We start from the raw sequence: 24,623 nt of genomic DNA, 5'->3' as shown, positions 1-24,623 counted from the left end.
GGGGCAGGCCGGTCGCCGTCGGTCACAGGGCAGTGGCGGCGCGGACCAGCCCCGCGACCGCCGTCGAGCGGCTGTGCGGGGGCCAAGCGATGACCGTGGTGACGTGGGGGGCGTCGGGGACCGGTACGGCGGCGAGGTCCCCGCGCAGGCCGGTGCGGCCCGACTCCGGCACGATCGCGCAGGCGCGGCCGAGGGCGATGAGCTGGGTGAGTTGCGTGTGGTCGCGCACCTGCGGTCCAGGGCCGTCCGGAAAGGTGCCGTCAGGGCGGGGCCAGCGGGGCAGGGGCAGGTCGGGAAGATCGGTGACCTCGGCGAGCAGCACGTGGGGGCGGGCGCCGAGAGGGTGGCCCGCGGGGAGGATCGCGACCTGGCCCTCGGAGTGCAGGTCCTCGGTGTCGAAGCCGGTCGTGTCGTCGAACGGCCGGTGCAGCAGGGCCACGTCGGCCCGGCCGTCGTGCAGCAACCGTGCCTGCTCGCCCGGTCCGCACAGCACGACGTCCACGGCGACGGCGCCGGGCTCGGCGGCGTAGGCGTCGAGGAGTTTCGCCAGCAGTTCGGCGCAGGCGCCCGCCTTCGCGGCCAGGACCACGGTGGGGCGGCCGGTCGCCGCGAGGGCGGCCCGGCGGGTGCGCCGTTCGGCGGCCTCGACGGCGTCCAGCGCCGCCCGCGCCTCCCGCAGCAGCACCGCCCCTGCCCCGGTCAGGGCGACACCTCGGCTGCCGCGCTCCAGCAGGAGGGCACCCAGGCGCCGTTCGAGCCCGCCGATCGCCCGCGACAGCGGGGGTTGGGCGATCCCGAGCCGCCGCGCGGCCCGGCCGAAGTGCAGCTCTTCGGCGACCGCGACGAAGTACCGCAGCTCACGTGTCTCCACCCCGCCAGCCTAACCGGGATGACCAGGAGCGATACCCGGGCGGTATCGCCGTCCACCCAGTCGGTCTTGGACGCCCTGCCCGGTGGGGGAGAAGTATCGGTGTCATGAGTGAGACGAACACCGTGAACCACCACAAGGTCGCGCTGGTGACCGGGGCCAACAAGGGCATCGGGTACGAGATCGCCGCCGGGCTCGGCGCCCTCGGCTGGTCCGTCGGAATCGGCGCGCGCAACGAGGAGCGGCGCGAGGCCGCTGTGGACAAGCTGCGCGCGGCCGGAGCCGACGCATTCGGCGTGCCGCTGGATGTGACCGACGACGCCAGCGTGACAGCGGCGGCTCGGCTGCTGGAGGAGCGGGCCGGGCGGCTCGACGCGCTCGTCAACAATGCAGCGATCACCGGCGGCGGACCGCAGGAGCCCACCACGGTCGACGTGAACCGGGTACGGGCGGCCGTGGAGACCAACGTGATCGGAGTCATCCGCGTCACCAACGCCCTGCTCCCTCTCCTGCGCCGCTCGCCGTCGCCGCGGATCGTGAACGTCTCCAGCAGCGTCGGCTCCCTCACGCTCCAGACCACGCCTGGCGCCGAGACCGGCCCCATTTCCATCGCCTACACGCCGTCGAAGACGTTCCTCAACGCCGTCACCGTGCAGTACGCCAAGGAACTGGCCGACACCCACATCCTGATCAACGCCGTCTGCCCCGGCTTCACGGCGACCGACCTCAACGGCTTCCGGGGAGTGCGCACCCCCCAGCAGGGTGCAGCCGCCGCGATCCGGCTGGCCACCGTACCGGCCGACGGGCCGACGGGCCGCTTCTTCGACGACGAGGGAGAGGTGCCCTGGTGAGGCGCTTCCGGTTCGCGCCACACCGGGGAGAGGGCGCATGCGCGTCCTCGTGACCGGCGCCGTCACGCCATGCCGGTACGGCCGTCGCGACCGTCATCCACGACGCCCAACCAACCCATCCCGCCACCGGGTTGGCGCTCCGGTCGGGGGACGAGGTTCTGCTCGTCTCGCACGAGGCGTCGGAACGGGAGATTCACGCCGCCTTCCGATAAGGGAAGGTCTCGTGAACGCCGACGATGAGCACAGCCGTGCCGATAGCGTGGCCGCATCGCCGACAGGAAAGGGCCACCAGGGTGGTTGAGCGGATATGGCTGGATGTTCCGTACGCGCAGAAGGACGAGGCGAAGGCGGCCGGAGCCCGCTGGGATCCGGCCGCCAAGCGCTGGTACGCGCCGCGCGAGGGAATGACCGCCCTCGCCCCGTGGGCCGCCGCCCCGGACATCCCGGATCTGCTGCCGGGTGAGGACCGTACGCTCGGCAGCGGGCTGTTCGTCGACCTGGTGCCCAGCAGCTGCTGGTTCACCAACGTCCGTTCCTGCGTCGCCCAGCGCGACTGGGAACGCCTGCGCCGCATGATCACCCGCCGGGCCGGCCTGCGCTGCGAAGCCTGCGGCGCGGAGGAGGACCGCCGGGCCAAGCGGTGGCTGGAGGCGCATGAGCGGTGGACGTACGACGAGGCGCGCCGCGTGCAGACGCTCAGGCGCCTGATCTGCCTGTGCACCGACTGCCACACCGTCACCCACTTCGGCTACGCCCAGGTACGCGGCCTGGAGGCGCAGGCCTTCGCCCACCTGGTGCAGGTCACCGGAATGAGCCCGGGGCAGGCCCGGCAGCACGTCGCCGCGGCCTTCGCGCTGTGGGAGCAGCGCTCGGCCCTGACCTGGAGCTTGGACCTGCGCATCCTCACCGGAGCCGGTATCACCGTCACTCCCCCGCCGGACGCACGGCACCGCCGCGGCATCGCAGCAGCGACGCTGGCGGCCGAGGAGGCCGCCGGGTCGTCCCCGGCCTCGCGGGACATCCCGTCGGTGCCCCGGCAGGACGCGCCCTCGGACTTCGTCCGTAGCCTGTTCCGCGGTGCACGCCGCGGCTGAGGCGTCACCGGGCCCGGGCCCACCGGGCTCTGCCGCCTTCTGGCACGAGCCACGCCTGCAGGCGCATCGCCGCGTACCCAAGCAGGAACGCGGCGCCCGCCAACCTTGCACAGCCCGCCTACCGCACCCCGCATCAACCGGGACGACCGCCTGCTGGAGGGCCTGGTCGGATCGGGCGCCGGCACGGGTTGTGCGTGGCTACGATGCGGGTGGCTGTGTTCTGCTGACGGCGAGGGCAGGCGGTACCGGGGATGCGTGTGGTCGTCCTGGGAGAGTTCCCCCTGGTCACCAACCAGGTGCGGGCGTACGACCTGCTGCGGATGTCCGGCCGCGAGGGGCGCCCGACGCGGTCCTGGCAGGGGTGCCGAGCGGTGCGGTGCGCATAGCCGACTCGCCGGTCCGGGTCGGGGAATAGCGGACGACATGAACCTGGTCATGACGGGTCGAACGTCTCCGCCCGGCGCGACGTCCCCCTTCCTGCTATCGCAAAGCGAACCGGGAGGAAGTCAGGTACCACCATCGCTTTGCCCTCCATGGGAATGGTTTCCTTGCTGCCCAAGGGGTTACTCCATTCGGTATGGGCCGAATAACGAGGTGGCGGTCCGGCCGGGCAGGTGATGGCCGTGCCGGCGACACCGGCCGCGGCGGTGGTGAAGGCCGTCGGCGCGGTGAGCGCCGGCCGGGAGCCGGTCCTGCGCCGGAGGTGGAGGAGCGCGCGCCCGACGAGCCGACCGGGCTGCCGAAGCGGTCGTGGCGGGCGGTGCTGCGGGGCACGCTGAAGGAGTTCAAGGACGACGAGCTCGCCGACCGGGCGGCCGCGCTGACGTACTACGGCGTGCTCTCCCTCTTTCCCGCGCTGCTGGTCCTCGTCTCGTTGCTGGGCGTCGCGGGGAAGTCGACCACCGACAAGGTCCTGAACAACCTGCAACACCTGACGCCCGAGGCCGCACGGCAGGTGATCACCAACGCGGTCCGGCAGCTCCAGGGCGGCGCCGGCATCGGCTCGGTCCTGGCCGTGGTGGGCCTGCTGGGCGCGGTGTGGTCGGCGTCCGGGTACATCGCGGCGTTCATCCGTGCCTCGAACGCCGTCTACGACCTGCCCGAGGGCCGGCCGGTCTGGAAGCTGACGCCACTGAGGCTCGGGCTGACCGTGGTGATGATGGTGATGGCGTGCGCCAGTGCGTTGATCGTCGTCTTCACCGGCGACGTCGCCCGCCAGGCCGGGAAGGCCCTGGGGCTGGGCGACACGGCCGTGACCGTCTGGTCGGTCGCGAAATGGCCCGTGCTGGTCCTCCTCGTCACCGTCATGATCGCAGCCCTGTACTGGGCGGCCCCCAACGTGCGGGGCCGCGGCTTCCGCTGGGTGACCCCCGGCAGCCTGCTCGCCCTGGTGATCTGGATGATCGCCTCGGCGGGCTTCGCGCTGTACGTGGCGAACTTCGGCTCGTACAACAAGACGTACGGCAGCCTGGCCGCGGTGATCGTGTTCCTGGTGTGGCTGTGGATCACCAACCTGGCGATCCTGCTCGGCCTGGAGTTCGACGCCGAACTCGCCCGCCAACGCGCCGTCGCCGGCGGTCACCCGGCGGACGAGGAACCGTACGCCGAACCGCGCGACACCCGCACGTGGAAGCGGGACGAGGGCGGCCGGCCCGAGTAGGGGTGCGGCTGCGGAGCATCGGGCCGGGCCGGCGGGGCACCAGTGGGACCATGGGAACCGTGGACGACCTGCACCAGGTCGAGAGACACCTCACCCGCCGCGTGGCCTCCTGCCGCCACCCCCTCGTCCGGTGGGCCCGGCCGGTGATCGGAGAGGCCGCCGAACACACGAAGCTGTGGTGGGGCGTCGCCCTGGCACTGGGCGCTGCGGGCGGCTGGCGGGGCAGGAAGGCCGCTGCCGCCGGGCTGACGGCCATGGGAGTGGCGGAGTTGCTGTCCAACGCCGTGATGCAAGCCACTGTGGCGGCGGCGCCGGCCACGAGGCCGTCCGGCAACGCGGCGGAGAGGAAGCGGTGAGCGTCCTCGTCTCCCGACCTTGGTGCTGTCGTCACCGAGCCCGTGCAGCGGCTCGTCCACCTCCGCGTGCAGCTCGTCCATCGCACTGCCGGCCGCGCACCCTGCAGGTGCCGAGGTCCCGGCCAGCGCCGCTGCTCACACACCCTGGCCGTATGCGACATGGACGCCAACAAGGCCATCGATCCTCCGTCCGAGCAGTGCGAGCTGCCCGAGTCATGCCCTCCCGAGTAGCCACCGTCACCGTGGTGGCCTGACGCTCCGCCGTCGCCTGCGAAGTCCGGTTCATGCCCGCCCCGAGGACCGAGCACCCTGCCCCACCCGGCGCCATGGTGCGTTGCGGAGGCACCTGGCCCCATTGCTGTGCGCCTCGACAAGACGGCGCGGGGTCTACCGAACGAGACGGGAGGGGTCTTGTTCAGCGTGGAGCTCGGAGCGCCCGGGCGGCCGGATCCGCCTCGCCTTGTCACCTCAGTGGCCTACCGTTCGCCGGCTGGCACGAGGGGGTGGTGCTGGTCGTGTGGGGGACCGTGCACAGGTACAGGGGGCGTTCGGCCAGGGCCTGGTCGTCGGAGGGGAGGTGGAAGGGGCGGTCCTGGGCGACGGTGTCCTTGACGTCGACGCTGTTGCGGAGTTGCTGCAGGACGTTGGAGGCGCGCGGGGGAAGCTTGGTGCCCGTCCAGGTGCGGTAGACGGCGGCTGCCGCGGCGCGGAAGGAATCGCTGCCGGCCGCGTGGTCGCTGTGGTGGTCGGAGGAGAAGGCGATGTACGACAGGTCGACCGCCGTGTAGCGGTCGAGGTGGGCGAACTCCGGGAGTTCGGGGTATTCGATGAGGGTGTCGACGTCGGAGGCCAGGAACGGGAAGGGTGTACTGGTGGCGCTTCCGCACTCGGCCTGCACCTGGTTGAGGATCTTGGGGAGCTGGCTGCCCCGGGCGGCGAACAGCGTGATGCCGTTGTCCCGGTTCAGGGCGCAGATCTTCCTGGCCAGCTCGGGCAGGGCGCTGACCACGCCGGGCTGACCGAAGTCCGGGGTGCGGACGACCTCCGGCTCCAGGAGCTCGATATCTTGGCCCGCCAGCTCGCTGCCGAGGTCCTGGCGGAGGTTGAGGCTGTAGCGGTCCTTGTCGTCGTAGATGATGAGGGCCTTCTTGCGCTTGAGCTCCATGACGCGCCGGGTCAGGGCCCGGGCGAAGTGGCGGTTCGTGGGCTGGGTCTGGAAGTAGTTGGGTGTCTCGGTGGTCATGAAGTCACCGGAGACCGCGGCCCCGATGACCGGCAGATCCGGTGACAGGCGGTTGATCGCGTCGACGGACGCCTGACGGCTCTGCGAGATGCCGATGACGGCCGAGATGCTCGTACCGTCGCCGGCCAGCGCGTTGAGCCGGTCGACGACTGCGGCCCCTTGAGCGAACGCGTAGCCGGCGTTGGCGATCAGCAGCCGGAGGTAGGGCCGCTCGGCATCGCCGACCGCCTGCTTGTTGAACTCGCGCTGGGCGTCGGCGGCGCCTTCGAGCTGGAGGACCCCGGCGGGAGTGAGCTGTTCGCCCTTGCCCTGCGGGTCGGCGGTCAGCGGGGAGAGGAAGACCACCGTACGGTGCGCGCCGCGGTCGGCCACCCGGTTCTGGGCCCGGATGCGGTCCTGGAGCGTACGGAGCAGCTCCTGGCTGCCGCCGTCCGTGAAGTAGCAGCCTCCGGTGGCCGTGTCGACGCCCACCCGGACCCCCTGGGCGGCCCACGTGTCGGCGCAGGCGTCCTGACGGACCCAGTTCACCACGGGGACGGCGCCGGCCAGCAGCGCGACGGTCACCAGGACGCCGAGATACGCGGACGGCCACGGCACCGAGTGCGGGGACACCGCCACATTGATGTCCAGCCAGTCACTCACTTCCGATTGGTCGTCTCCGGACAGGCGAACACGCAGTTGCCCGTCCACCACTCCGGTGCCGGCCGAGCGGGCCCGGCCCTCCAGCAACGGCCGCAGGCAGTCGGCCGCTGCGGCCGCCGTCTGCACGCGCCCACGGCCACCCGTGCCGTCCCCCCGGCCCTCCTGCTCGTCGTGCTCGGCGGCCAGGACCAGCAGCGGCAGACCGCGCCGGTGCAGCTTGACCAGGCCGTCCAGCAGTCTGCGGGTGGCCGTGCCCGGTTCGTCAACCCGCGGCAGCAGGACGACGAACGGCCACACCCGACGCCGCCGCCGCGGCAGCAGGACGCCTCTGCGGGCCGCACGCACCAGGTCCACCGCCAGCGCTTCGAGCAGCAGGGACTGCCGCAGTGCCGCACGGTTGCGCAGCTCGCCCTTCTTGCTCAGCGATACGGCGGCGGGCAGGAAGCGGGCCGCCGCCGGACCGCCGGCGCTGCGCACCTTCGGCGCGTACCAGCGCAGGCGCCGCGTGCGGTTGAGCCAAGTGCGGTAGACCCACTCGAGCGGCCAGGCCACCAGGACCGTGGCGATCGCGCCCAGGCGCTCATTGATCTGTCCGGCCCCGCCGGTGTCGATGAAAGAGCGCAGACCTTTCAGGCCGGGCGTGTCGTTCTCCCAGGCCACGCAGAGCTTCTCGGCCAGCGTACGGCGCTGGGCGCGCGCCGCACCGGCGCCCGCGTCGATGTCCAGCACCCTGCGGCAGGTCCAGTAGGTGGACAGCGTCAGCCCGCCGGCGGCCGCGGGCATCGTCTGTTCCAGCTGCCTGGTCAGCTCGTCGAGCAGGACGACGTCGGGCTCGGTGGACCGCTGCGCCTGCTCCACAAGCGCCTCCCCGAGCAGCGCATGCGGAGCCAGGGCTGCCCCGCTCGCGTCCCGCAGCCGGTCCCGGTAGCCGGTGACGAAGGCGGTGTCCCGCTCGTGGTTCCCTTCGAGGACGACCGCCGGCAGCTCCCGCCGGCCCACAGGCCGCCCGACGAGCCCGTCCAGCACGGTCACGAGTTCCTTGACGCCCGTCAGCGGAGGAATCCTGCCCATCCCGCCCCCCTTACACAGCGTTATTTGAAGGGGGGAACTCTCCCACCAGCAGGGGGTTCGCGGAGCCCGTCGTCCGTGATTGACCACCTTTGCAAGAAACAACTCAACGAGGCGGCGCCATACGACCGCAGAGCGTCCGTACCCCGTCTGACCGATCGGCCGCGATCGCATCCTGTCGGGAGACGCCGGTCCCGGCACCAGCCGCAGCACCGGCAGCCGTCCATGCGCATCACGGACGAAGCTCTGCTCTCGCAGGATCCCGGTGCACCCGGCCAGTGGGCGTTGTCCGGGTCCCACAACCAACGTTACCCATCCGACCTCAAGCCGGCCTCGGAGAGGTGACAGATCAAGCCCCTCCAGCGCGCACCCAGCGCCGTTCGAGTGCATCGTGCGAGCATGGCCGGGCGGCGCCCGGCTGCACGATGGGAAGATCTCTCAACCCGTCGGCGTTGACGTCTCGCACAAGCCTTCGACCAGCGTGTGACAGGAGTGGAACCCCGTATGCCCAGCACTTCCACCACCCAGGCGACCGCCCAGATCGGTGTCACCGGGCTCGCCGTCATGGGCAGCAACCTCGCCCGCAACTTCGCACGCCACGGCCACACCGTCGCCGTCCACAACCGCACAAGCGCCAAAACCAAGGCGCTCGTTGACCAGCACGGACACGAGGGGAACTTCGTCCCCTCCGAGACCGCCGAAGAGTTCGTCGCCGCCCTGCAGAAGCCGCGCCGCATCGTCATCATGGTCAAGGCGGGCGACGCCACCGACGCCGTCATCGACGAGTTCGCCGCCCTGCTGGAGCCCGGGGACGTCCTCATCGACGGCGGGAACGCCCACTTCGACGACACGCGGCGGCGGGAGGCCGCCCTCCGCGACAAGGGCATCCACTTCGTCGGCGCCGGCATCTCCGGCGGCGAGGAAGGCGCCCTCAACGGGCCCTCCATCATGCCCGGCGGATCGGAGGAGTCCTACAAGTCCCTCGGACCGCTGCTCGAGTCCATCGCCGCCAAGGCGAAGGACGGCTCCCCCTGCTGCACCCACGTCGGGCCCGACGGTGCCGGACACTTCGTCAAGATGGTGCACAACGGCATCGAGTACGCCGACATGCAGCTGATCGCCGAGGCGTACGACCTGCTGCGTGCGGTCGGGGGGTACGAGCCGGGGCGGATCGCCGAAACGTTTCGGACGTGGAACACCGGGCGGCTGGACTCGTACCTCATCGAGATCACCGCCGAGGTGCTCGCGCACACCGACGCCGCCACCGGGCGGCCGTTCGTGGACGTCGTGGCGGACGAGGCGGAGCAGAAGGGCACCGGGCGGTGGACGGTGCAGACGGCGCTGGACCTGGGGGTGCCGGTGTCCGGCATCGCCGAGGCCGTCTTCGCGCGCTCGCTGTCCGGGCACACCGGGCTGCGCAGGGCCGCGCGCGGCCTGCCCGGGCCGAGCGCCCGGGCCCTCTCCCCCGCCGAGGCGCAGGAGTTCGCGGCGCAGGTCGAGCAGGCGCTGTACGCGTCGAAGGTCGTCTCGTACGCCCAGGGCTGGAACATGATCGCCAAGGCGAGCGAGGAGTACGGCTGGGACATCGACCTCGGCGCGATGGCGGCCATCTGGCGCGGTGGCTGCATCATCCGGGCCGCGTTCCTCGACCGCATCCGCGCCGCCTTCGAGGCCGATCCGCAGCTGTCGACCCTGCTGGCGGACGAGGGCTTCGCGCGGGAGGTCGGGCAGGCGCAGGAGGCGTGGCGGACGGTCGTGGCCACCGCCGTGCGGCACGGGGTGCCGACGCCCGGCTTCTCGGCCGCACTCGCGTACTACGACGCGCTGCGTGCCGAGCGGCTGCCCGCCGCGCTGACCCAGGGGCAGCGGGACTTCTTCGGTGCCCACACCTACCGCCGCACCGACCGCGAGGGGTCCTTCCACACTCTCTGGAGCGGTGACCGCAACGAGCAGGCCGCCGGCTGAGCACCGACGCTACCTTGGCAGTCATGCATCCCCACGTCGAGACGGCGATCCGCTACCACCAGGCAGTCGCGCAGGGGGCCACGGGCGAGGAGCTGGCCGCCTTCTTCCACCCGGAAGCGGTCCACCGCGAGCTGCCCAACGTGCTCTTCCCCGACGGTGCCGTCCGCGACCTGCCCGCCGTGCTCGCCGCGGCGGAGCGGGGGCGGACGGTGCTGACCGAGCAGCACTTCGAGCTGCTCAACGCCGTCGCGTCCGGTGACCAGGTGGCCCTGGAGGTCACCTGGCACGGAACGCTCGCCGTCGCCCTGGGCGAGCTGCCCGCCGGGCACGTGCTGCGGGCGCACATCGCGACGTTCCTGGAGTTCCGCGACGGGAGGATCGTCTCCCAGCGCAACTACGACTGCTACGAGCGCCCGCATCCTGCCGCCACGTAGTTCCGTCACACGGTCGGCATGTCCTCTCCCCGCCCGCCTCCCCTGTCCGCATAGCCTGGCCCCGGGCGGGAAGACGGACGGGACGACGAGGTACGGACGGGACGACATGCCGCCGAACGAGCCGAGTGGACAGCCGGGCCCACCAGCGCCCACCGGGCGTCACGAGACGGAGGAGGAGCGCGCGGACCGGCGCTGGGCCGAGCTGCTGCAGGAGGTCCGCGTCGCCCAGACGGGGGTGCAGATCCTCTTCGGCTTCCTGCTGACCGTGGCCTTCACGCCACGCTTTTCCACCCTGGGCGACACGGACCGGGGGATCTACGTGGCCACCGTCCTGCTGGGTGCCGCGACCACCGGGGCGCTGGTCGGGCCGGTCTCCTTCCACCGGCTGGTGACGGGACGCCGGATCAAGCCGCAGACCGTCACCTGGGCATCGCGGATGACCATGGTGGGTGTGGTCCTGCTGCTGTGCACCGTCACCTCCTCGCTGCTGCTGATCCTGCGCATCGCGATGCCCGGCACCGCGGTGCCGTGGGTGGTGGCGGGTCTGGTGGCCTGGCTCGTGGTGTGCTGGTTCGGCCTGCCGCTGTGGGCCCGCCACCGCTACCTGGCGAAGAAGTAGGGTTCAGTCCGCCGGCTCCTCCGTCTCCTCCTTGATGTCGGAGATGAGCCGGGTCGCGGTGTCGGACTGCACGCTCAGGTAGGTGTAGGTCGGCTTCTTCTCGTCGCCCCAGGTGAGCCGGACGCGGGTCCAGGTGTGGCCGGCGCCGCTGTTGTCGTACGTCACGCGCCAGGCACGCGGGGTGTTCTGGGCGCGCAGGACGCCGTCGGCGCCGTTCTTGCGTTCCCACTCCTCCAGCCGGGTGCGGAACTCGCCGGTGAGATAGTGCGAGCGCAGGGCACCGGAGAGTACGGAGTCGGGCGTACCGCTGCGGGCGCCGACGTACGCGCCGTAGAACGCGGCCACCTGGTCCACCACCGACCCCGCGTTGCCCTCGCGGACGGGCTGCTGCGCATCGGGGGTGGTGGCCGGTGCGGGATCCGTGCGGGGGACGTCGGCGGGGCCGCCGGAGGCCGCCGCGAAGGCGACGGCGGGCACGGTCAGGGCGGCGAGCAGGACCAGGGCGGCGCCGGAGCGCCATGGGGTACGGGGTGCGGGCATGGGTTCCCCTCATCGCAAGTGCCCCTGGGGGCACGGGGTTTACTGCTCTCCCCCGTTAAAGCGGACGGGTTGCCGGAAGGGTTCCGTCCAAACCGGCCATTTGTCGCTGATTTCGTTGGTACGCGCCCGGCGTGCACCCGAAACACCGGCGGAAGACATCGATGAACGCGCTGGCCGACGCCCATCCGCAGCGGTGCGCGACCGTGGTGACGGGGACGTCGTCGGCAAGCATCCGCAGCGCGTGGTACAGACGCGACTGCGTGCGCCACTGCGGGAAGGTCATGCCGAGCTCGGCGCGGAAGAGCCGGCTGAGGGTGCGCTCCCCCGTGCCGGTCGCGGCGCCGAGGGCGGCGAGGGTGCGGGTGTCGGCGGGGGCCTCGTGCACCAGCGCGCAGACGGCGGCCAGGCGGGGGTCGGCCGGTGCGGGCAGCCGCAGAGGCTGCTGCGGCGAGGCGCGCAGCTGGTCGCGCAGGACGGCGAGCAGGCGGCGGCGTTCGGGGCCGGCGTCCTCGGGGCTGCGGGTGTAGGCGCGGATCAGCTCGCGCAGCAGCGGGCTGACGGCCAGGACCGTGGGGGCGGTCAGGCCGAGCGGGTTGTCGTGGGCCGGCAGGCCGACCAGGTGCAGCTCCAGGTGGCCGTGGGCACGGTGGGCGTGGACGGTGCCCGCGGGCACCCAGAGGGCGCGGGTGCCCGGCGCCACCCACGTACCGGCGTCGGTGGTGACGGCCAGGACGCCCGCTCCCGCGTAGACGATCTGGTGGTCGTCGTGGCGGTGGGCGTCGATGCCCTGCCCGGCGGCCAGGTCCTGCACGCGCGTCGGGGCCTGCGGCTCGTGGCGGATTTTCGGTAGGGACGGGCGTTCCATCGGAAGCGGGACAGGTGGCTGCACGGACACGATCACAACATGCCGATGAGAAACCTGCCGACAAAACCCTTGCGAACCAACCGCCCGATCTCGCTGCTGTCGTGGGGACACGCCTGCGTCGACGTCTACCAGGGTGCGGTGGCCGCGCTGGTGCCGTACTTCGTCGCCGAGCGGGCCTACTCGTACGCCGCCGCCTCCGGCATCGTGCTGGCCGCCTCCCTGCTGTCGTCGGTGATACAGCCGCTGTTCGGCGTGCTCACCGACCGCTGGTCGCTGCCGTGGTTGCTGCCGCTGAGCACGCTGGTGAGCGGCATCGGTGTCGCCGTGAGCGGACTGTACGGCACGTACGCGCTCACGCTGGTCGCCGTGGCCGTCTCGGGCATCGGCATCGCGGCGTACCACCCGGAGGCGGCGCGGGTCGCGCGCGATGCCAGTCGCGGCAGCCACACGGCGATGAGCTGGTTCTCGCTGGGCGGCAGCCTCGGCTTCGCCGCGGCCCCGCTGCTGGTGTCCGCCGTGGTCGTGACCGGTGGGCTGCACGCCTCGCCGCTGCTGGCCGTCCCGGCCGTGGTCGGTACGGGACTGTGCGCGGCGGCCCTGCGGACGGCCGCCCGCTCGTCCGGCGGGGAAACGGTGCCGAAGGCGGCCGCGGCGGACCGCCGGGACGACTGGCGGTCCTTCGTCAGGCTGTCCGGCGCGATCGTCTGCCGTTCGATCGTCTTCGTGGGGCTGAGCGCCTTCGTCTCGCTCTACGCCCGCCAGCGCACCGGCGGCGGAGACCTTTCCGGCACGGCCGCGCTGTTCCTGCTGTACCTGGGAGGCGCGGCGGGCACGGTGACGGGCGGCAGGCTCGCCGACCGCCACGGCCGTCTGCCGGTGATCCGCTGGTCGTACCTGCTGACGGTCGCCGCCGTGGCCGGTGTCGTCCTGGTGCCCGGCCCGCTGCTGTACCTGTTCGTCGCGCTGACGTCGGCCGGCCTGTACGTCCCCTTCTCCCTGCACGTCACCCTCGGCCAGGACTACCTCCCCCGCCACGTGGGCACCGCGGGCGGCGTGACGCTGGGCCTGGCCATCAGCGTGGGCGGCGTGGCCAGCCCGCTCCTCGGCGCCCTGGCCGACGCCACGTCCCTGCAAACTGCCCTCGCCCCGCTCGTCGCCCTGCCCGCGGTGGGCTGGTTCCTGCTGCGCCCGTTGCGTGATCCCGCGCTCGGGCGCGTCATGCAGGAACCGCCTGTAAGAGGGGTTTCGCGGTGAAACCGCCTCCGAGCCGGGTGCGGTGCGAGAGCCTGGTCGGACGACTTGGGGGACGTCGGACAGGGGGGAACTCGTGAAACCACGCACACGACTCGCCGTATTGGCAACGACGTTGGTTGCCGCCTTCGCTGCGACGGCCCCGGCGGCTCCCGCCCCGCGCGCGGTCGGGCCGTTCCAGGTCAGGAACTACGGCACCGGCCGCTGCATGGGCTTCCCGGACGGTGAGGACCGCGTACGGGTGTGGGACTGCACCACGGAGGCGTACCAGCTGTGGGACCTGGTCGCCGACGACCGGGGCCGCTACCACATGGTGAACCGCAGGGACGGCCGGTGCCTCGCGGGATACGCGCAGGGCCCCAGCGGCTGGGCGACCTGGCTGTCCACCTGCGACAACAGCTTCGGCAACGTCGATCAGCTCTGGTACGTCGACCCGGCGAACCAGCCCGACCCGGCCCGTATCGCGAACCTCTTCGGCCGCGTCCTGGAACCCGACCGCGGCTGGAACGGCGCGAACCGGTCGCCGGTCGTGACCAACGACAACCAGGGACTGCCGAATCAGAAGTGGACCCTCAAGTACATCCAGTGAGGCGCACCGCCGCTCCCGCCTCGGCCGGTCATTGCACCTCGACGGTGACCTTCCACGGCGTGACCAGCAGAGGGCAGACATGGCCCCGGTCCGGGCGGCAGTGTCGTTGCGCGGTGATGGCGGCGGTGCCGTCGCCTTCCGCGCGGAGGACCGCTGATGCGTCGCCGTTCGGCGCCGTACCGCCGGCGGTACGCCGGAGGACGGTGGAGTCGCCGGACGCCGGAGTGCTCCAGCTGTAGGTGAGTCCGTGGTCGCGGTAACCGGTGAGCCGGACTTCGACGTCGTCGCCCAGGCTCGCGGTCACGGACCGGCCGTTGTCCGCGTTCGTCAGCACGATGCGCTGGGCCAGGTGTGCCCGGCCGGGTGCCCGGCCGTGGGCAGTCGCCGGTGCCGCAACCGCAGCCATGACCGTCATCAAGGCCAGCGCCATGCCCCATGGGGTGGCAGACCGCTTCGTTCCCACCATGATTCCCTCCCCTTTGGTCCCGTCGGACCGGACGTCATCCGGCGACGGCAACAGCAGACCATCCTTCCGGTCGGCGCGACGAGACGGCGAAGAGTCGCTTCCAAACCACCCGACCGAGGGCTGTGGCGCTTGTCCCGTCGGGCATGGCCCGAGGGCCTAGGTCCGGTCCGGCAGATCATGCAGTGCCCCGTAGGGGCGCGGGGAACTGCGCGACAAGCCACCACGCGCCCGCAGACGGGGCGCCGTATCTCGCCCACGCGGCGGCAGCCGCAGATCGACAACGCCCCGCGCCCCTGACGGGGCGCTGCACGATCCGCCGGACACGGCCTAGGGGTGTTCCAGCACGAGGACGGCGCGGGTCGCCGGTTCCAAGGCCTCGAAGACGTGCGGGAGGTCCGCGGGGTAGACGACGTAGTCGCCGGGGCCGAGCTCGACGGCCTCGCCCGCGACGCCGGCCAGGGCGCGGCCGCTGGCGAGCAGCAGGTGTTCGACGACGCCGGGCATGTGGGGGTCGGAGGCGCGAACGGTGCCCGGTTCGGCGTCGATGCGGTAGACGTCGCGGCGGGCACCGGGCGGGCTGGCGGAGAGCAGGGTGGCCCGGTAGTCGGACTCCGCGGCGGCGACGGCCGCGCCCTCGCCCGCTCTGATCACTTGGGTGCTGCGGCGGGGCGGGTCCAGCAGGCGGGAGAACGGGACGTCCAGGGCCACGCACAGGGCCCAGAGCGTCTCCAGGTTGGGGTTTCCGCTGCCGGATTCCAGGTTGGACAGCGTCGACTTGGAGACGCCGGCCCGGCGCGCGACCTCGCTGAGGGAGAGCCCGGAGCGGGCGCGTTCACGGCGCAGCCCGGCCGCGATGGTTTCGAGCGGCACCTTGGCGGGGGACGGTGGCTCCTGCGACATCGTTCGCTCCATTAGTCATACGTTCGCCTTGACGAACGACCTCGATGGTGTTCATTCTAATGAACGTGCAGTCGATATGCAGAACACTGGATCGAGCGGTCCTGCGCGACATCGCCCTGGTGTGCCTCGCCGTCGGCGTGATCGGACTGTCCTACGGGGCGATCGCCGTCGCCTCGGGCTTTCCGCTCTGGCTCCCCGTGGTGCTCGCCCTCACCGTCCTCGCCGCCTCCTCGGAGTTCTTGTTCATCGGCATCGTGGCGGCCGGCGGCAGCCCGATCGCCGCCGTTCTCGCCGGCCTGCTGGTCAATGCCCGGCACCTGCCGTTCGGCCTGGCCCTGCCGGACGTCCTGGGCAGCGGCTGGCGCCGCGCGCTCGGCACCCACCTGATGAACGACGAAAGCGTCGTCTTCGCCCTCGCCCAGGAAGACCTGCCCCGCAAGAAGGCCGCCTTCTGGACGTGCGGGCTGGGCATCCTCGTGTGCTGGCCGCTGGGTGCGTTCGCCGGTGGCGCCATCGGCACCGTCATCGACGACACGGATGCCCTCGGTCTCGACGCGATGTTCCCCGCCGTCCTGCTGGCCCTGATCGTCCCGGCCTTCCGCGACCGGGAGAAGCGCAGGGCCGCCCTCGCCGGGTCCGCCGTCGCCCTGGCCGCCACCCCCTTCCTGCCCGCCGGCCTTCCGGTCCTGCTCGCCCTGACCGGACTGTCCGTCACCGCCGTACGGGAGAAGGCCCGCGCATGACTCATCCCCCCGTTCTCCTCGCCGCAACGCTGGTCCTTGCAGGCGGCACCTTCGCGTTGCGCCTGGCCGGGCCGTACCTGCGCAGCCGGATGACCTTTCCGCCACGGGCCGAGAGGCTCATGGAGATCTCCACCGTCGTCCTCCTCGCCTCACTGGTCGCGACCGCAGCGCTGACGGAGGGCCACGGACCGGCCGGCATCGCGCGACCGGCCGGTGTCCTGGTGGCCGGTGTGCTGGCCTGGCGCAAGGTGCCCTTCCTGGCGGTGGTTCTGGCGGCCGCCGCAGCGACCGCCGCCCTGCGCCTCCTCGGCGTCCCCTAGGCCCTGCCCGGCAGTGTCGGAACGGCCCCGCGCTCCCGCACGTGCAGATGCCCTTCCAACGGGCGCGGTGGGCGAGGCGGGAGGATGGCCTCCAGGGCGTAGCCCGCCTTCTCGGCCACCCGGCAGGAGGCCGGATTGCCCACGTTGTGGATCAGCTCCAGGCGGGCCAGGCCCTCCCCCTCATCGGGGTCGAAGGCCCAGGCCGTCAGCATCTCGACAGCCCGGGAGGTCAAACCGAGGCCGCGCGCGGGAGCACCGGTCCAGTAGCCGATCTGGGCCACGGCGCCCGCGCCGCCCGGCCGTTTGAGCACGACGTGCCCCACGACCTGCTCCTGTGCGAGGACCGCGAAACCGAGCCGCTCCCGGGTCTTCCACCCCGCCGCCTCTGCGGCGATCCAGCGCTCCGCTTCGTCCCGGTCGGCCACCCGGTGCGACGTCCAGCGGCGCAGCTCCTCGTCATCGGCCAGCGCCGCCAGCGCGGGGGCATCACCGGCCTCCCATGGACGCAGTGTCACACCTGCCGAGCTCAGTATCACGGTCATCGCCATCCCCCGGGCTTCTCATCCTGCTCGGCAGGCTATGCGATCACAGGGGCATCAGCGGTTGGTCAGCGTGCGGTCCAGGAGGGGGAGCAGCCGGTCCCAGTGGCGCTGCAGCCCGCGGGCGTCGAAGGCGTCGGTGTCGGCCATGGTGAAGCCGTGGACGGTGCCGGGGTAGATCTCGGAGGTGTAGTCGACACCTGCGGCATCCAGGGCCTGGTTGAGCGCACCGAGGGCATCGGGTGTCAGGTCGCCTTCGGCATGGCCGAGATGGACCTGGGCGGTGATCTTCTCGAAGAGGCCGGGCCCGTCGGCGCCCACGGGGCCGTGGAATGCGGCGACGGCGGCCACCCGATCGGGGTGGGCCGCGGCGGTGCGCATCGCCAGGAGGCCGCCGATGCAGTAGCCGGTCACCGCGACCGGACCGGCGCCGACCTCGGGTCGGGCGGTGAGGAACCCGAGGTAGGCGCCGGCGTCGCGCAGGGCGCGTTCGGCGGTGTGCGCCTCGATCAAGGGCATCAACTCGGCCATGACCCGGGGCCGGGTCTCTTCCCCGATGTGCTCGGGAAGTGCGATCACCGGCGCCGGGCCGTGCCGGTGGAAGAGGTTGGGGACGAGCACGTAGTACCCGTGCCCGGCCAGCTCCTGAGCCATCTCCCGCAGTACGGGCCGGATGCCGAAGCCGTCCGGGTACATCAGCACCCCAGGGTGCCGGTCGCCATGGTCGGGGAAGGCGGCAAAGGCGTCGGCCAGGCCGTCGGGGGTGGGAATCTGCAGCGTCTTGATGGGCATGGAATCCTCCTGTCGCGGTCGACATGTCGAAATCTGTGGTCGACACGACGGAGGCGGAGCCCGCGCGGCAGCGCCGGCTCCCCGATCGAACAGCGGGCCTGCAGCGGCCCGCACGGCGCTCAGCAGAGCACCGGGTCACCCATCCGTGTGTGGCGCAAGGCCGTCCCGGTAGTCATCGCCGCACAACGTAGCCCACCGGATCATGCAGGCGCCAGCACTCGCCTGGAAGCTTCTGGCAAGAGGTACCGGGCGGGGGTATCAAGCGGCGCGGCGGGAAGGCGAAGACCTGCTCACGATGCGGCACCGCCCGGACCCGGGGGTATCCGCCCACCTGTAGGCCACGGCCGGCCGCCACGCGCGTGCCGCGCCGCAGCCGCGGCTCTCCCCACCCCGAGGGGGCCCCTACTACGCGCCCGGCGATCGGCCGGGCGGACGCACCTCGCCTTCACCCTTCCGGAATACCCCAGGGGGGTATATCGTTCTTCTTGTCGGAAGGACGCCGGGCAGCACCCGGCACCGCTTCCGCACGGCACCACACCTGCGTCCCGAAGGAAGTAGCCATGACCTCCCAGACGATCTCCGGCACCGGCTCCTGCTGCACCCCGGCCGGCACCTGCGGCACCGGCGTCCCGGCCGACGTCCGGGGCGGCATCACGACGGTCTACAAGGTGACCGGCATGACATGCGGCCACTGCGAGGGCTCGGTCGCGCAGGAGGTCTCCGCGATCCCCGGCGTGAGGTCCGTGACGGCCGTGGCCGCCACCGGCCTGGTCAGCGTGGTCTCCGCCGGCCCGCTGGACGACGAGGCCGTGCGCGCCGCCGTGGACGAGGCGGGCTACGAGCTCGCCGGCCGCGCCTGAGATACCCCCCGGTAGTCCTCTGCCGTGCCGTACCGCCCCACTGATATGGCCGCCGTACGGCCCGGCCCTCCCCCAGGAGACCCACAGCAATGACCAGCATCGCTCCCGAGAAGACACCGGCACTCGCCGCATCCGCCTCCGCGGTGGAACTCTCCATCGGCGGCATGACGTGCGCCTCGTGCGCCACCCGCATCGAGAAGAAGCTCAACCGGATGGACGGCGTCACGGCGACGGTCAACTTCGCGACCGAGAAGGCCAAGGTCGCCTACGGGCCGGGGGTGGAGGTCGCCGATCTGATTGCCACCGTCGAGAAGACCGGCTACACCGCTCAGGAACCGCCCGAGCCGGCCGCCCGCGCGGAAGCGGAGACCCCGCAGGAGGAGACCGGCCACGACGGTGGTGAGGCCGGTGCCCTGCGGCAGCGGCTGATGGTCTCGCTGGTGCTCGCGCTGCCGGTGGTGCTGATGGCCATGGTGCCGGCGCTGCAGTTCGACAACTGGCAGTGGCTCTCCCTCACGCTGGCCGCTCCCGTCGTCGTCTGGGGTGCGCTGCCGTTCCACCAGGCCGCCTGGACCAATGCCCGGCACGGCGCCGCCACCATGGACACGCTGGTGTCGATCGGTACGCTCGCGGCCCTCGGCTGGTCGCTGTGGGCCCTGTTCCTCGGCCACGCCGGCATGCCGGGCATGCGGCACGGCTTCGACTTCTCCATCTCGCGGGCGGACGGCTCCTCCTCGATCTACCTGGAGGCCGCGGCCGGCGTCACCGCCTTCATTCTCGCCGGCCGCTATCTGGAGGCGAAGTCCAAGCGCAAGGCGGGCGCGGCCCTGCGGGCGCTGCTGGAGCTGGGCGCCAAGGACGTGGCCGTCCTGCGCGACGGGCGCGAGGTGCGCGTCCCCACTGCCGAGCTGATGGTCGGCGACCGGTTCGTGGTCCGGCCCGGGGAGAAGATCGCCACCGACGGCACCGTGGTCGAGGGCAGCTCCGCCGTCGACGCCTCCATGCTCACCGGCGAGTCCGTCCCCGTCGACGTGACCGTGGGCGACGCCGTCACCGGCGCGACCGTCAACGCCTCCGGCCGTCTGGTCGTCGAGGCCACCCGGGTCGGCGCCGACACCCAGCTGTCCCGCATGGCCAAGCTGGTCGAGGACGCGCAGAACGGCAAGGCCGCCGTCCAGCGCCTGGCCGACCGCATCTCCGGCGTCTTCGTCCCCGTCGTCCTGCTGATCGCCCTCGGCACGCTGCTGACCTGGCTGTTCGTGACCGGCGACGCCACCGCCGCCTTCACCGCCGCCGTCGCCGTCCTCATCATCGCCTGCCCGTGCGCCCTGGGCCTGGCCACCCCGACCGCCCTGATGGTCGGCACCGGCCGCGGCGCCCAGCTCGGCATCCTCATCAAGGGCCCCGAGGTCCTGGAGTCCACCCGCCGCGTCGACACGGTCGTCCTGGACAAGACCGGCACCGTCACCACCGGCCGCATGGCCCTCCACGACGTCATCACCGCCCCCGGCGTCACCGAGCACGACCTGCTGCGCCTGGCCGGCGCGCTGGAGCACGCCTCCGAGCACCCCATCGCCCGCGCCATCGCCGACGGCGCCACCGCCCGTACCGGCACCCTGCCCGCCCCCGAGAGCTTCGAGAACGTCGCGGGACTGGGCGTGCAGGGCGTCGTGGAGGGCCACGCGGTCCTCGTCGGGCGGGAGAAGCTGCTGGCCGAGTGGGCGATGGAGCTTCCCGCCGAGCTGGCAGCGGCGAAGGCCGCCGCCGAAGCGGAAGGCCGTACGGCCGTGGCCGTCGCCTGGGACGGCGAGGCCCGGGGCGTCCTCACCGTGGCCGACGCGATCAAGGACACCAGCGCGAAGGCGGTGGCCGAGCTGCGCCGCCTGGGCCTGACGCCGGTACTGCTGACCGGTGACAACAAGGCCGTCGCCGAGGCCGTGGCCCGCGAGGTGGGCATCGACGAGGTCATCGCCGAGGTCCTCCCCCAGGACAAGGTGGATGTCGTCAAGCGCCTCCAGGCCCAGGGCCGTTCGGTCGCCATGGTCGGCGACGGCGTCAACGACGCCGCCGCCCTGGCCACCGCCGACCTGGGCCTGGCCATGGGCACCGGCACCGACGCCGCCATCGAGGCGGGCGACCTCACCCTCGTCCGCGGCGACCTCCTCGTGGCCGCCGACGCCATCCGGCTCTCCCGCCGCACCCTCGGCACCATCAAGGGCAACCTCTTCTGGGCCTTCGGTTACAACGTCGCCGCACTCCCGCTCGCGGCGGCCGGGCTGCTCAACCCGATGATCGCCGGCGCGGCCATGGCCTTCTCCTCGGTCTTCGTCGTCACCAACAGCCTTCGGCTCCGCCGCTTCACGTAAACGCAGACACCTCGAAGGCCCGGCCGCCGGACGGCCGGGCCTTCGAGGTGTGCACACCCCTTCACACCGGCCGCTCCGCATCGGTGGTGAGCAGGTAGTTGGGCCCGTCGACGTAGTACTTGTTGATGTCCACGGCGCCCGAGCGGTTCTTGCTGAAGAGCGTTCCGGCGGTGACCATCGCCTTGATCGGCAGCCGGGGCGCCTTGAGCACCCGCGCGCGCAGCACCGCGGCCGGTTCCGCGGGAAGCCGGTCGACGGCTTCGGTGAGCCGGTCCCGGAGAAGCCCCAGCCAGGTGTCCAACGGGCCCCGGCCGCGTTCGGCCAGTTCGAAGGCAAGGGCAGCCGCGCACAGATGAACGGTCACGGTCGTGAACAGATCGGCCAGCGGGCCGTCGTCGGTGACGAGGACCCGGGGGTCGGTGAAGTCCAGCAGACCGGCGGCCGCCCCCTCGCCGATCCGTGCGGCAAGACGCGCGGGGTGTACGCGTGGCCCGTCGTTGTCCTTGAGCAGCAGCCGCACCCGGGGGGTGCCGCCGTGGCTGTCGAGGACGATCGAGGTGTTCTGCTGGTGCGATTCGAGCGCGATGCCATAGGAGAAGAGGGTGGTGTGCCAGTCCAGCAGCAGCCGGAGGTAGGCGTCGAGCAGCGCGGTCACCGAGCCGCCGTAGTGGCGTTCGGCGAGCACGTCGACGACGGTACGGCCGTCGGGGCAGGTGGCCAGCAGGGCGGCGACCGGCACCACATGGGCGTCGTCGAGCCCGGGCGGGTAGCGGCGGACGAGCGCGGCGAGGAGTTCGTGGCCCGCGCCCAGGTGGGTGCGTTCGTCGGTGAGCAGCACGGCGTCGGCGAGGCGGGGCTCGCGGGCCGCGATCCGCGCCACCAGTCGCTGACCGCACTCGCCGTCGGGCAGGACGCCCGGTTTGATGGTGCGCCGGTTGAGCAGTCCCAAGGTGGACGTGGCCAGGGGAAGTTTGATGTGGACGCCGGGGTCGTCGGCAACGGCGACGGTCCGCATGGACAGCGTGGGGACCACGGCCGGCCATGTTCTCCCGGCGAGCCGCGCGCGGCCGGCGAGGCCGGCGGCGGTGACGGCCTCGGCGAGGGGGCCCTCGGCGGTGAGCGGATGAACGGGCAGTGCCAGGGACCCGTCGCCGGACCGGGGCAGGCCGAGGGAGGCGGGCGTCGGCCACCAGCGCGGCAGCCGGGCCCGCCGCCCGAGGGCCAGCGCATCACGCGGCAGCACGAGCCAGCGCAGACCGAAGACGGGCCGGAACTCGGGTGCGTAGGCCAGGAGTTGCCGCTCGTCGAGGCCGTTGCGCACTCGACCGGTGGGGTAGACCGGATGGTCCCGGAAGGCGGCCAGCGCCTCGAATGCGAGGGACCCCCGCACCCCTGTCCACTCCTCCACGGGCCCGTGCTCCTCGGCCAGTCCCGCGACCACGCGCGACCGCTCCCGCCGCTGCAACCGGACCGTGGTCAAAGCCTGGTCGCATTCGGCGCGGAAGGCGTCGAAACCCGGTAGATCCCGCTCGGCCACGGCCTCACGCAGCCGGTCCAGCACGGCATCGAGGCCGGGCACCGGACGAACCCGGATCTCGCACTGGAAGCCGTCGGGACGTATGGGAATGTCCGCATGGGGAAGGGCGAGCCAGTCACCGTCGGGCCGGTGCTCGACGACCGCCCCGGGGCGCAGGTCGTAGGGGTCCTCCCGCAGCAGGGCGCCGAGGGCCCGGGCGAGGACTTCCTCCTCCGCCGCCGTCACACGATCTCCCAGCGATGGGCGGCGCGGAACTCCGCCACGACACGTCCGATCCGGTCCTGGTCGGGTCCGGTGGCCCGTATGACGCCGAGATGGTCGCGGTCGGAGTGGTGAAGGGGGTGCTCCTCGCCGATCGTGCGCTGCGGCCGGTAGACCAGCCGCACCCCCTCCCGGTCCCACTCCACGGGCCCCGGTGCGGACGCGAGGGTTCCGGCGCGCTCGGCGTGCACGGTCTCGATACGCAGCAGCCGTCCCGCTCGCCGTGCGCCGAGGTCGGCCGGGAGCGGGTGGCCGAGGTGGGTGCCGAGGATGTGCTCGAACAAGGGGATGCCGAGCGCCTCGGCGAGACCGAGGTCGGCCTGGTCGCCGGCGGAGCGGTAGTTGACTTCGACGACGCGGATCCGCTCGTCCTCGTCCACGAACTCGGTGTGGCAGGCGCCGAAGCCGACACCGAGGGCCCCGAGCCGTGCGACCACCTGCTCCCCATGCGTCCGGGACGGCGCCGGCAGCAGATCGGCGCGGCGCAGGACGAAGTGCGGAGGCTCGACGTCCACTTCGTGGAAGGAACCGAGGATGTGCAGGTCGCGTCCGTCGCCCAGGGTCTCCAGGGTGCGCAACGATCCCGGCAGGTACTCCTCGACGACCAGGGGCAGGCCGGGCCGCCGGGACCACACGTCCCGGCAGTGGCGCAGCAGCTCCGCCCGGTCCTCGACCAGCTCGGCGTCCTCGCTGGCCACCCCTTCGCGGGGTTTGACCACACAGGGGAAGGGGGGCCGGACGTCCTGCTCGTCCCCGGGCCGGGTCAGCTCCGTGCTCCATACGCTCTCCAGCCCCGCCTCGGCGAGGGCCCGCCGCATCTGTGCCTTGTTCTTGGTCAGCAGCGCGGCTCGCCAGCCCTTGCCCGGCAGGCCGAACCATTCGGCGGCGAGCGCCGCTTGCACCTGGAGGTGGTCGCTGTTGGTGAACACGGCCTCCGGCCGGCGGTCGAGGGCCGCAATGCGGGCGATCACCTCGCGGAAGTCGCGTACCTCGCAGGGGACGATGTCGATGCGGGGCCACGCCTCCCCGCCGCGCCCCTCGTAGGCCCGCCGGTGTGCTTCGGGTGCGTCGGTCAGCAGCGTGACGTCGAGCCCCAGCCGGGCTGCGGCGGGAAGGTAGCCCTCCGTGACGGAGTCGGTGGGGGGCAGCGCCAGCAGATACAGCACGAGGGAGACTGTAGAACTGGCACCGGTCATGTCAATCCCTCGGCGGCAGAGAGGAGTTGACCTGGCGCATGCCACGCCTCCTACTCCGTTCGCCCGTAACCTCCGCCGCGTCCCACCGTTAGGCGACCAGTATGAGGAGCAGATCATTCAGCTCCGGAACCCGCCTTTCAAGGAGCCCCGCATGTCCGTACGGTCCTGGTTCGGCACCGCACTCCTCGCCGCCGCCACGGTCCTGTCCTGCACCCACGTCGCCTCGGCTCACGGGGAGCACGACTCCCGCGCACCCCACATGACGCGCATCTCTGCCCAGAACGCGAACGCCAACCTCTTCCCGCCCTCCATCGGTGCGAGGGCCTTTCTGTACGACGCCGAGACCGGCAAGCCGCTCAAGGGCAAGTCCGTGGAGTTCAGCACTCCCGACGGCAGCGAGATCTGCCGCGCCGTCACCGGTGCCGCAGGCGATGCCGCGTGCATCGGGCCCCTCCGCCTGGGCACGGCGAGCGCCGGCACGCTGACCAACGGCTACGTCGCCACCTTCCGGGGCGACGACCGGTACGGGGCGTCGTACGCGTTCGGCACCGTGGGCGTACTGGTCCGCCCCTGAGACGCCTGCCCGGCCCTGTCCGCT

At 72.2% G+C, this 24,623-nt stretch carries 24 protein-coding genes; 14 read left to right on the top strand and 10 right to left on the bottom strand.

Annotated elements, in window-relative coordinates; translation table 11 throughout:
* Positions 1–22: 22 nt before the first annotated feature.
* The gene (locus AC27L3_RS18300; RefSeq protein ID WP_487235104.1) at positions 23–871 is read right to left on the bottom strand and encodes a LysR family transcriptional regulator; all 849 of its coding nucleotides are present in this window, start codon (positions 869–871) and stop codon (positions 23–25) included.
* Positions 872–975: 104 nt separating this feature from the next.
* On the opposite strand from AC27L3_RS18300, the gene AC27L3_RS18295 reads away from it, so the two are divergent.
* From AC27L3_RS18295 to AC27L3_RS18280, 4 genes are all read left to right on the top strand, one after another.
* Positions 976–1,719, top strand: a complete 744-nt coding sequence (locus AC27L3_RS18295; protein ID WP_487235103.1) for an SDR family oxidoreductase — start codon at positions 976–978, stop codon at positions 1,717–1,719.
* Between the two features lie 293 nt (positions 1,720–2,012).
* On the top strand, positions 2,013–2,813 hold the full coding sequence (locus AC27L3_RS18290) for a DUF5710 domain-containing protein (RefSeq protein WP_487235102.1): 801 nt from the start codon (positions 2,013–2,015) through the stop codon (positions 2,811–2,813).
* Positions 2,814–3,390: 577 nt separating this feature from the next.
* Complete coding sequence (locus AC27L3_RS18285) at positions 3,391–4,473, top strand: YihY/virulence factor BrkB family protein (RefSeq protein WP_487235101.1); 1,083 nt, start codon at positions 3,391–3,393, stop codon at positions 4,471–4,473.
* A 59-nt stretch (positions 4,474–4,532) separates the two neighbouring features.
* Complete coding sequence (locus AC27L3_RS18280; protein ID WP_487235100.1) at positions 4,533–4,829, top strand: hypothetical protein; 297 nt, start codon at positions 4,533–4,535, stop codon at positions 4,827–4,829.
* A gap of 463 nt (positions 4,830–5,292) precedes the next feature.
* Here AC27L3_RS18280 and AC27L3_RS18275 read toward each other — a convergent pair whose 3' ends face one another.
* Positions 5,293–7,785 (bottom strand): ABC transporter substrate-binding protein, encoded by a 2,493-nt coding sequence (locus AC27L3_RS18275; RefSeq protein ID WP_487235099.1) that lies wholly within the window; start codon positions 7,783–7,785, stop codon positions 5,293–5,295.
* 501 nt (positions 7,786–8,286) lie between these two features.
* Here AC27L3_RS18275 and gndA point away from each other — a divergent pair.
* From gndA to AC27L3_RS18260, 3 genes are all read left to right on the top strand, one after another.
* A complete protein-coding gene (gene gndA / locus AC27L3_RS18270) occupies positions 8,287–9,747 on the top strand; it encodes an NADP-dependent phosphogluconate dehydrogenase (RefSeq protein ID WP_487235098.1) in 1,461 nt (486 codons plus the stop codon).
* 23 nt (positions 9,748–9,770) lie between these two features.
* On the top strand, positions 9,771–10,181 hold the full coding sequence (locus tag AC27L3_RS18265; protein WP_487235097.1) for a nuclear transport factor 2 family protein: 411 nt from the start codon (positions 9,771–9,773) through the stop codon (positions 10,179–10,181).
* A 106-nt stretch (positions 10,182–10,287) separates the two neighbouring features.
* Complete coding sequence (locus AC27L3_RS18260; RefSeq protein ID WP_487235096.1) at positions 10,288–10,800, top strand: DUF6328 family protein; 513 nt, start codon at positions 10,288–10,290, stop codon at positions 10,798–10,800.
* A 3-nt stretch (positions 10,801–10,803) separates the two neighbouring features.
* Here the strand turns inward: AC27L3_RS18260 and AC27L3_RS18255 are convergent, their stop codons facing one another.
* Positions 10,804–11,340, bottom strand: a complete 537-nt coding sequence (locus AC27L3_RS18255) for a hypothetical protein (RefSeq protein ID WP_487235095.1) — start codon at positions 11,338–11,340, stop codon at positions 10,804–10,806.
* A gap of 55 nt (positions 11,341–11,395) precedes the next feature.
* Positions 11,396–12,205, bottom strand: a complete 810-nt coding sequence (locus AC27L3_RS18250; protein WP_487235094.1) for an AraC family transcriptional regulator — start codon at positions 12,203–12,205, stop codon at positions 11,396–11,398.
* A gap of 45 nt (positions 12,206–12,250) precedes the next feature.
* On the opposite strand from AC27L3_RS18250, the gene AC27L3_RS18245 reads away from it, so the two are divergent.
* Both AC27L3_RS18245 and AC27L3_RS18240 read left to right on the top strand, forming a co-directional pair.
* The gene (locus AC27L3_RS18245) at positions 12,251–13,459 is read left to right on the top strand and encodes an MFS transporter (protein ID WP_487235173.1); all 1,209 of its coding nucleotides are present in this window, start codon (positions 12,251–12,253) and stop codon (positions 13,457–13,459) included.
* A 100-nt stretch (positions 13,460–13,559) separates the two neighbouring features.
* The gene (locus AC27L3_RS18240; RefSeq protein ID WP_487235093.1) at positions 13,560–14,045 is read left to right on the top strand and encodes an RICIN domain-containing protein; all 486 of its coding nucleotides are present in this window, start codon (positions 13,560–13,562) and stop codon (positions 14,043–14,045) included.
* A gap of 28 nt (positions 14,046–14,073) precedes the next feature.
* Here the strand turns inward: AC27L3_RS18240 and AC27L3_RS18235 are convergent, their stop codons facing one another.
* Both AC27L3_RS18235 and AC27L3_RS18230 read right to left on the bottom strand, forming a co-directional pair.
* A complete protein-coding gene (locus tag AC27L3_RS18235) occupies positions 14,074–14,475 on the bottom strand; it encodes a hypothetical protein (protein ID WP_487235092.1) in 402 nt (133 codons plus the stop codon).
* A 363-nt stretch (positions 14,476–14,838) separates the two neighbouring features.
* Positions 14,839–15,411, bottom strand: coding sequence for a helix-turn-helix domain-containing protein (locus AC27L3_RS18230; RefSeq protein WP_487235091.1), 573 nt, complete (start codon positions 15,409–15,411; stop codon positions 14,839–14,841).
* 59 nt (positions 15,412–15,470) lie between these two features.
* Here AC27L3_RS18230 and AC27L3_RS18225 point away from each other — a divergent pair, with 59 nt between their 5' ends.
* Positions 15,471–16,154 carry an AzlC family ABC transporter permease gene (locus tag AC27L3_RS18225; protein ID WP_487235090.1) on the top strand — a complete coding sequence of 228 codons (684 nt, stop codon included), beginning with the start codon at positions 15,471–15,473 and terminating at the stop codon, positions 16,152–16,154.
* The gene (locus AC27L3_RS18220; protein ID WP_487235089.1) at positions 16,151–16,474 is read left to right on the top strand and encodes an AzlD domain-containing protein; all 324 of its coding nucleotides are present in this window, start codon (positions 16,151–16,153) and stop codon (positions 16,472–16,474) included. Before AC27L3_RS18225 ends, AC27L3_RS18220 begins: the two co-directional genes overlap by 4 nt.
* Here the strand turns inward: AC27L3_RS18220 and AC27L3_RS18215 are convergent.
* Both AC27L3_RS18215 and AC27L3_RS18210 read right to left on the bottom strand, forming a co-directional pair.
* A complete protein-coding gene (locus tag AC27L3_RS18215; protein ID WP_487235088.1) occupies positions 16,471–16,989 on the bottom strand; it encodes a GNAT family N-acetyltransferase in 519 nt (172 codons plus the stop codon). The genes AC27L3_RS18220 and AC27L3_RS18215 overlap by 4 nt on opposite strands.
* An 81-nt stretch (positions 16,990–17,070) precedes the next feature.
* Positions 17,071–17,805, bottom strand: a complete 735-nt coding sequence (locus AC27L3_RS18210) for a dienelactone hydrolase family protein (protein ID WP_487235087.1) — start codon at positions 17,803–17,805, stop codon at positions 17,071–17,073.
* A gap of 560 nt (positions 17,806–18,365) precedes the next feature.
* On the opposite strand from AC27L3_RS18210, the gene AC27L3_RS18205 reads away from it, so the two are divergent.
* The gene (locus AC27L3_RS18205; RefSeq protein WP_487235086.1) at positions 18,366–18,665 is read left to right on the top strand and encodes a heavy-metal-associated domain-containing protein; all 300 of its coding nucleotides are present in this window, start codon (positions 18,366–18,368) and stop codon (positions 18,663–18,665) included.
* An 89-nt stretch (positions 18,666–18,754) separates the two neighbouring features.
* Positions 18,755–21,031 carry a heavy metal translocating P-type ATPase gene (locus AC27L3_RS18200; protein ID WP_487235085.1) on the top strand — a complete coding sequence of 759 codons (2,277 nt, stop codon included), beginning with the start codon at positions 18,755–18,757 and terminating at the stop codon, positions 21,029–21,031.
* A 61-nt stretch (positions 21,032–21,092) separates the two neighbouring features.
* On the opposite strand, the gene AC27L3_RS18195 is transcribed toward AC27L3_RS18200, so the two are convergent.
* The gene (locus AC27L3_RS18195) at positions 21,093–22,793 is read right to left on the bottom strand and encodes an IucA/IucC family protein (RefSeq protein WP_487235084.1); all 1,701 of its coding nucleotides are present in this window, start codon (positions 22,791–22,793) and stop codon (positions 21,093–21,095) included.
* Positions 22,790–24,025 carry an ATP-grasp domain-containing protein gene (locus AC27L3_RS18190; protein WP_487235083.1) on the bottom strand — a complete coding sequence of 412 codons (1,236 nt, stop codon included), beginning with the start codon at positions 24,023–24,025 and terminating at the stop codon, positions 22,790–22,792. Before AC27L3_RS18190 ends, AC27L3_RS18195 begins: the two co-directional genes overlap by 4 nt.
* Positions 24,026–24,176: 151 nt before the next feature.
* Here AC27L3_RS18190 and AC27L3_RS18185 point away from each other — a divergent pair, with 151 nt between their 5' ends.
* Positions 24,177–24,599, top strand: a complete 423-nt coding sequence (locus AC27L3_RS18185) for a hypothetical protein (protein ID WP_487235082.1) — start codon at positions 24,177–24,179, stop codon at positions 24,597–24,599.
* Positions 24,600–24,623 lie beyond the last annotated feature (24 nt).

Source organism: Streptomyces sp. PKA51, assembly GCF_057552455.1.
Note: the sequence above shows the minus strand (reverse complement) of the source record. Positions and strands in the feature narration are given on the sequence as shown.

Coding starts and splice junctions, on each gene's coding strand:
- AC27L3_RS18295 (WP_487235103.1), top strand. CDS start 976: ATGAGTGAGACGAACACCGTGAACCACCACAAGGTCGCGCTGGTGACC.
- AC27L3_RS18285 (WP_487235101.1), top strand. CDS start 3,391: ATGGGCCGAATAACGAGGTGGCGGTCCGGCCGGGCAGGTGATGGCCGT.
- AC27L3_RS18275 (WP_487235099.1), bottom strand. CDS start 7,785: ATGGGCAGGATTCCTCCGCTGACGGGCGTCAAGGAACTCGTGACCGTG.
- gndA (WP_487235098.1), top strand. CDS start 8,287: ATGCCCAGCACTTCCACCACCCAGGCGACCGCCCAGATCGGTGTCACC.
- AC27L3_RS18265 (WP_487235097.1), top strand. CDS start 9,771: ATGCATCCCCACGTCGAGACGGCGATCCGCTACCACCAGGCAGTCGCG.
- AC27L3_RS18260 (WP_487235096.1), top strand. CDS start 10,288: ATGCCGCCGAACGAGCCGAGTGGACAGCCGGGCCCACCAGCGCCCACC.
- AC27L3_RS18255 (WP_487235095.1), bottom strand. CDS start 11,340: ATGCCCGCACCCCGTACCCCATGGCGCTCCGGCGCCGCCCTGGTCCTG.
- AC27L3_RS18250 (WP_487235094.1), bottom strand. CDS start 12,205: ATGGAACGCCCGTCCCTACCGAAAATCCGCCACGAGCCGCAGGCCCCG.
- AC27L3_RS18245 (WP_487235173.1), top strand. CDS start 12,251: ATGAGAAACCTGCCGACAAAACCCTTGCGAACCAACCGCCCGATCTCG.
- AC27L3_RS18235 (WP_487235092.1), bottom strand. CDS start 14,475: ATGGCGCTGGCCTTGATGACGGTCATGGCTGCGGTTGCGGCACCGGCG.
- AC27L3_RS18230 (WP_487235091.1), bottom strand. CDS start 15,411: ATGTCGCAGGAGCCACCGTCCCCCGCCAAGGTGCCGCTCGAAACCATC.
- AC27L3_RS18225 (WP_487235090.1), top strand. CDS start 15,471: ATGAACGTGCAGTCGATATGCAGAACACTGGATCGAGCGGTCCTGCGC.
- AC27L3_RS18220 (WP_487235089.1), top strand. CDS start 16,151: ATGACTCATCCCCCCGTTCTCCTCGCCGCAACGCTGGTCCTTGCAGGC.
- AC27L3_RS18210 (WP_487235087.1), bottom strand. CDS start 17,805: ATGCCCATCAAGACGCTGCAGATTCCCACCCCCGACGGCCTGGCCGAC.
- AC27L3_RS18205 (WP_487235086.1), top strand. CDS start 18,366: ATGACCTCCCAGACGATCTCCGGCACCGGCTCCTGCTGCACCCCGGCC.
- AC27L3_RS18200 (WP_487235085.1), top strand. CDS start 18,755: ATGACCAGCATCGCTCCCGAGAAGACACCGGCACTCGCCGCATCCGCC.
- AC27L3_RS18190 (WP_487235083.1), bottom strand. CDS start 24,025: ATGACCGGTGCCAGTTCTACAGTCTCCCTCGTGCTGTATCTGCTGGCG.
- AC27L3_RS18185 (WP_487235082.1), top strand. CDS start 24,177: ATGTCCGTACGGTCCTGGTTCGGCACCGCACTCCTCGCCGCCGCCACG.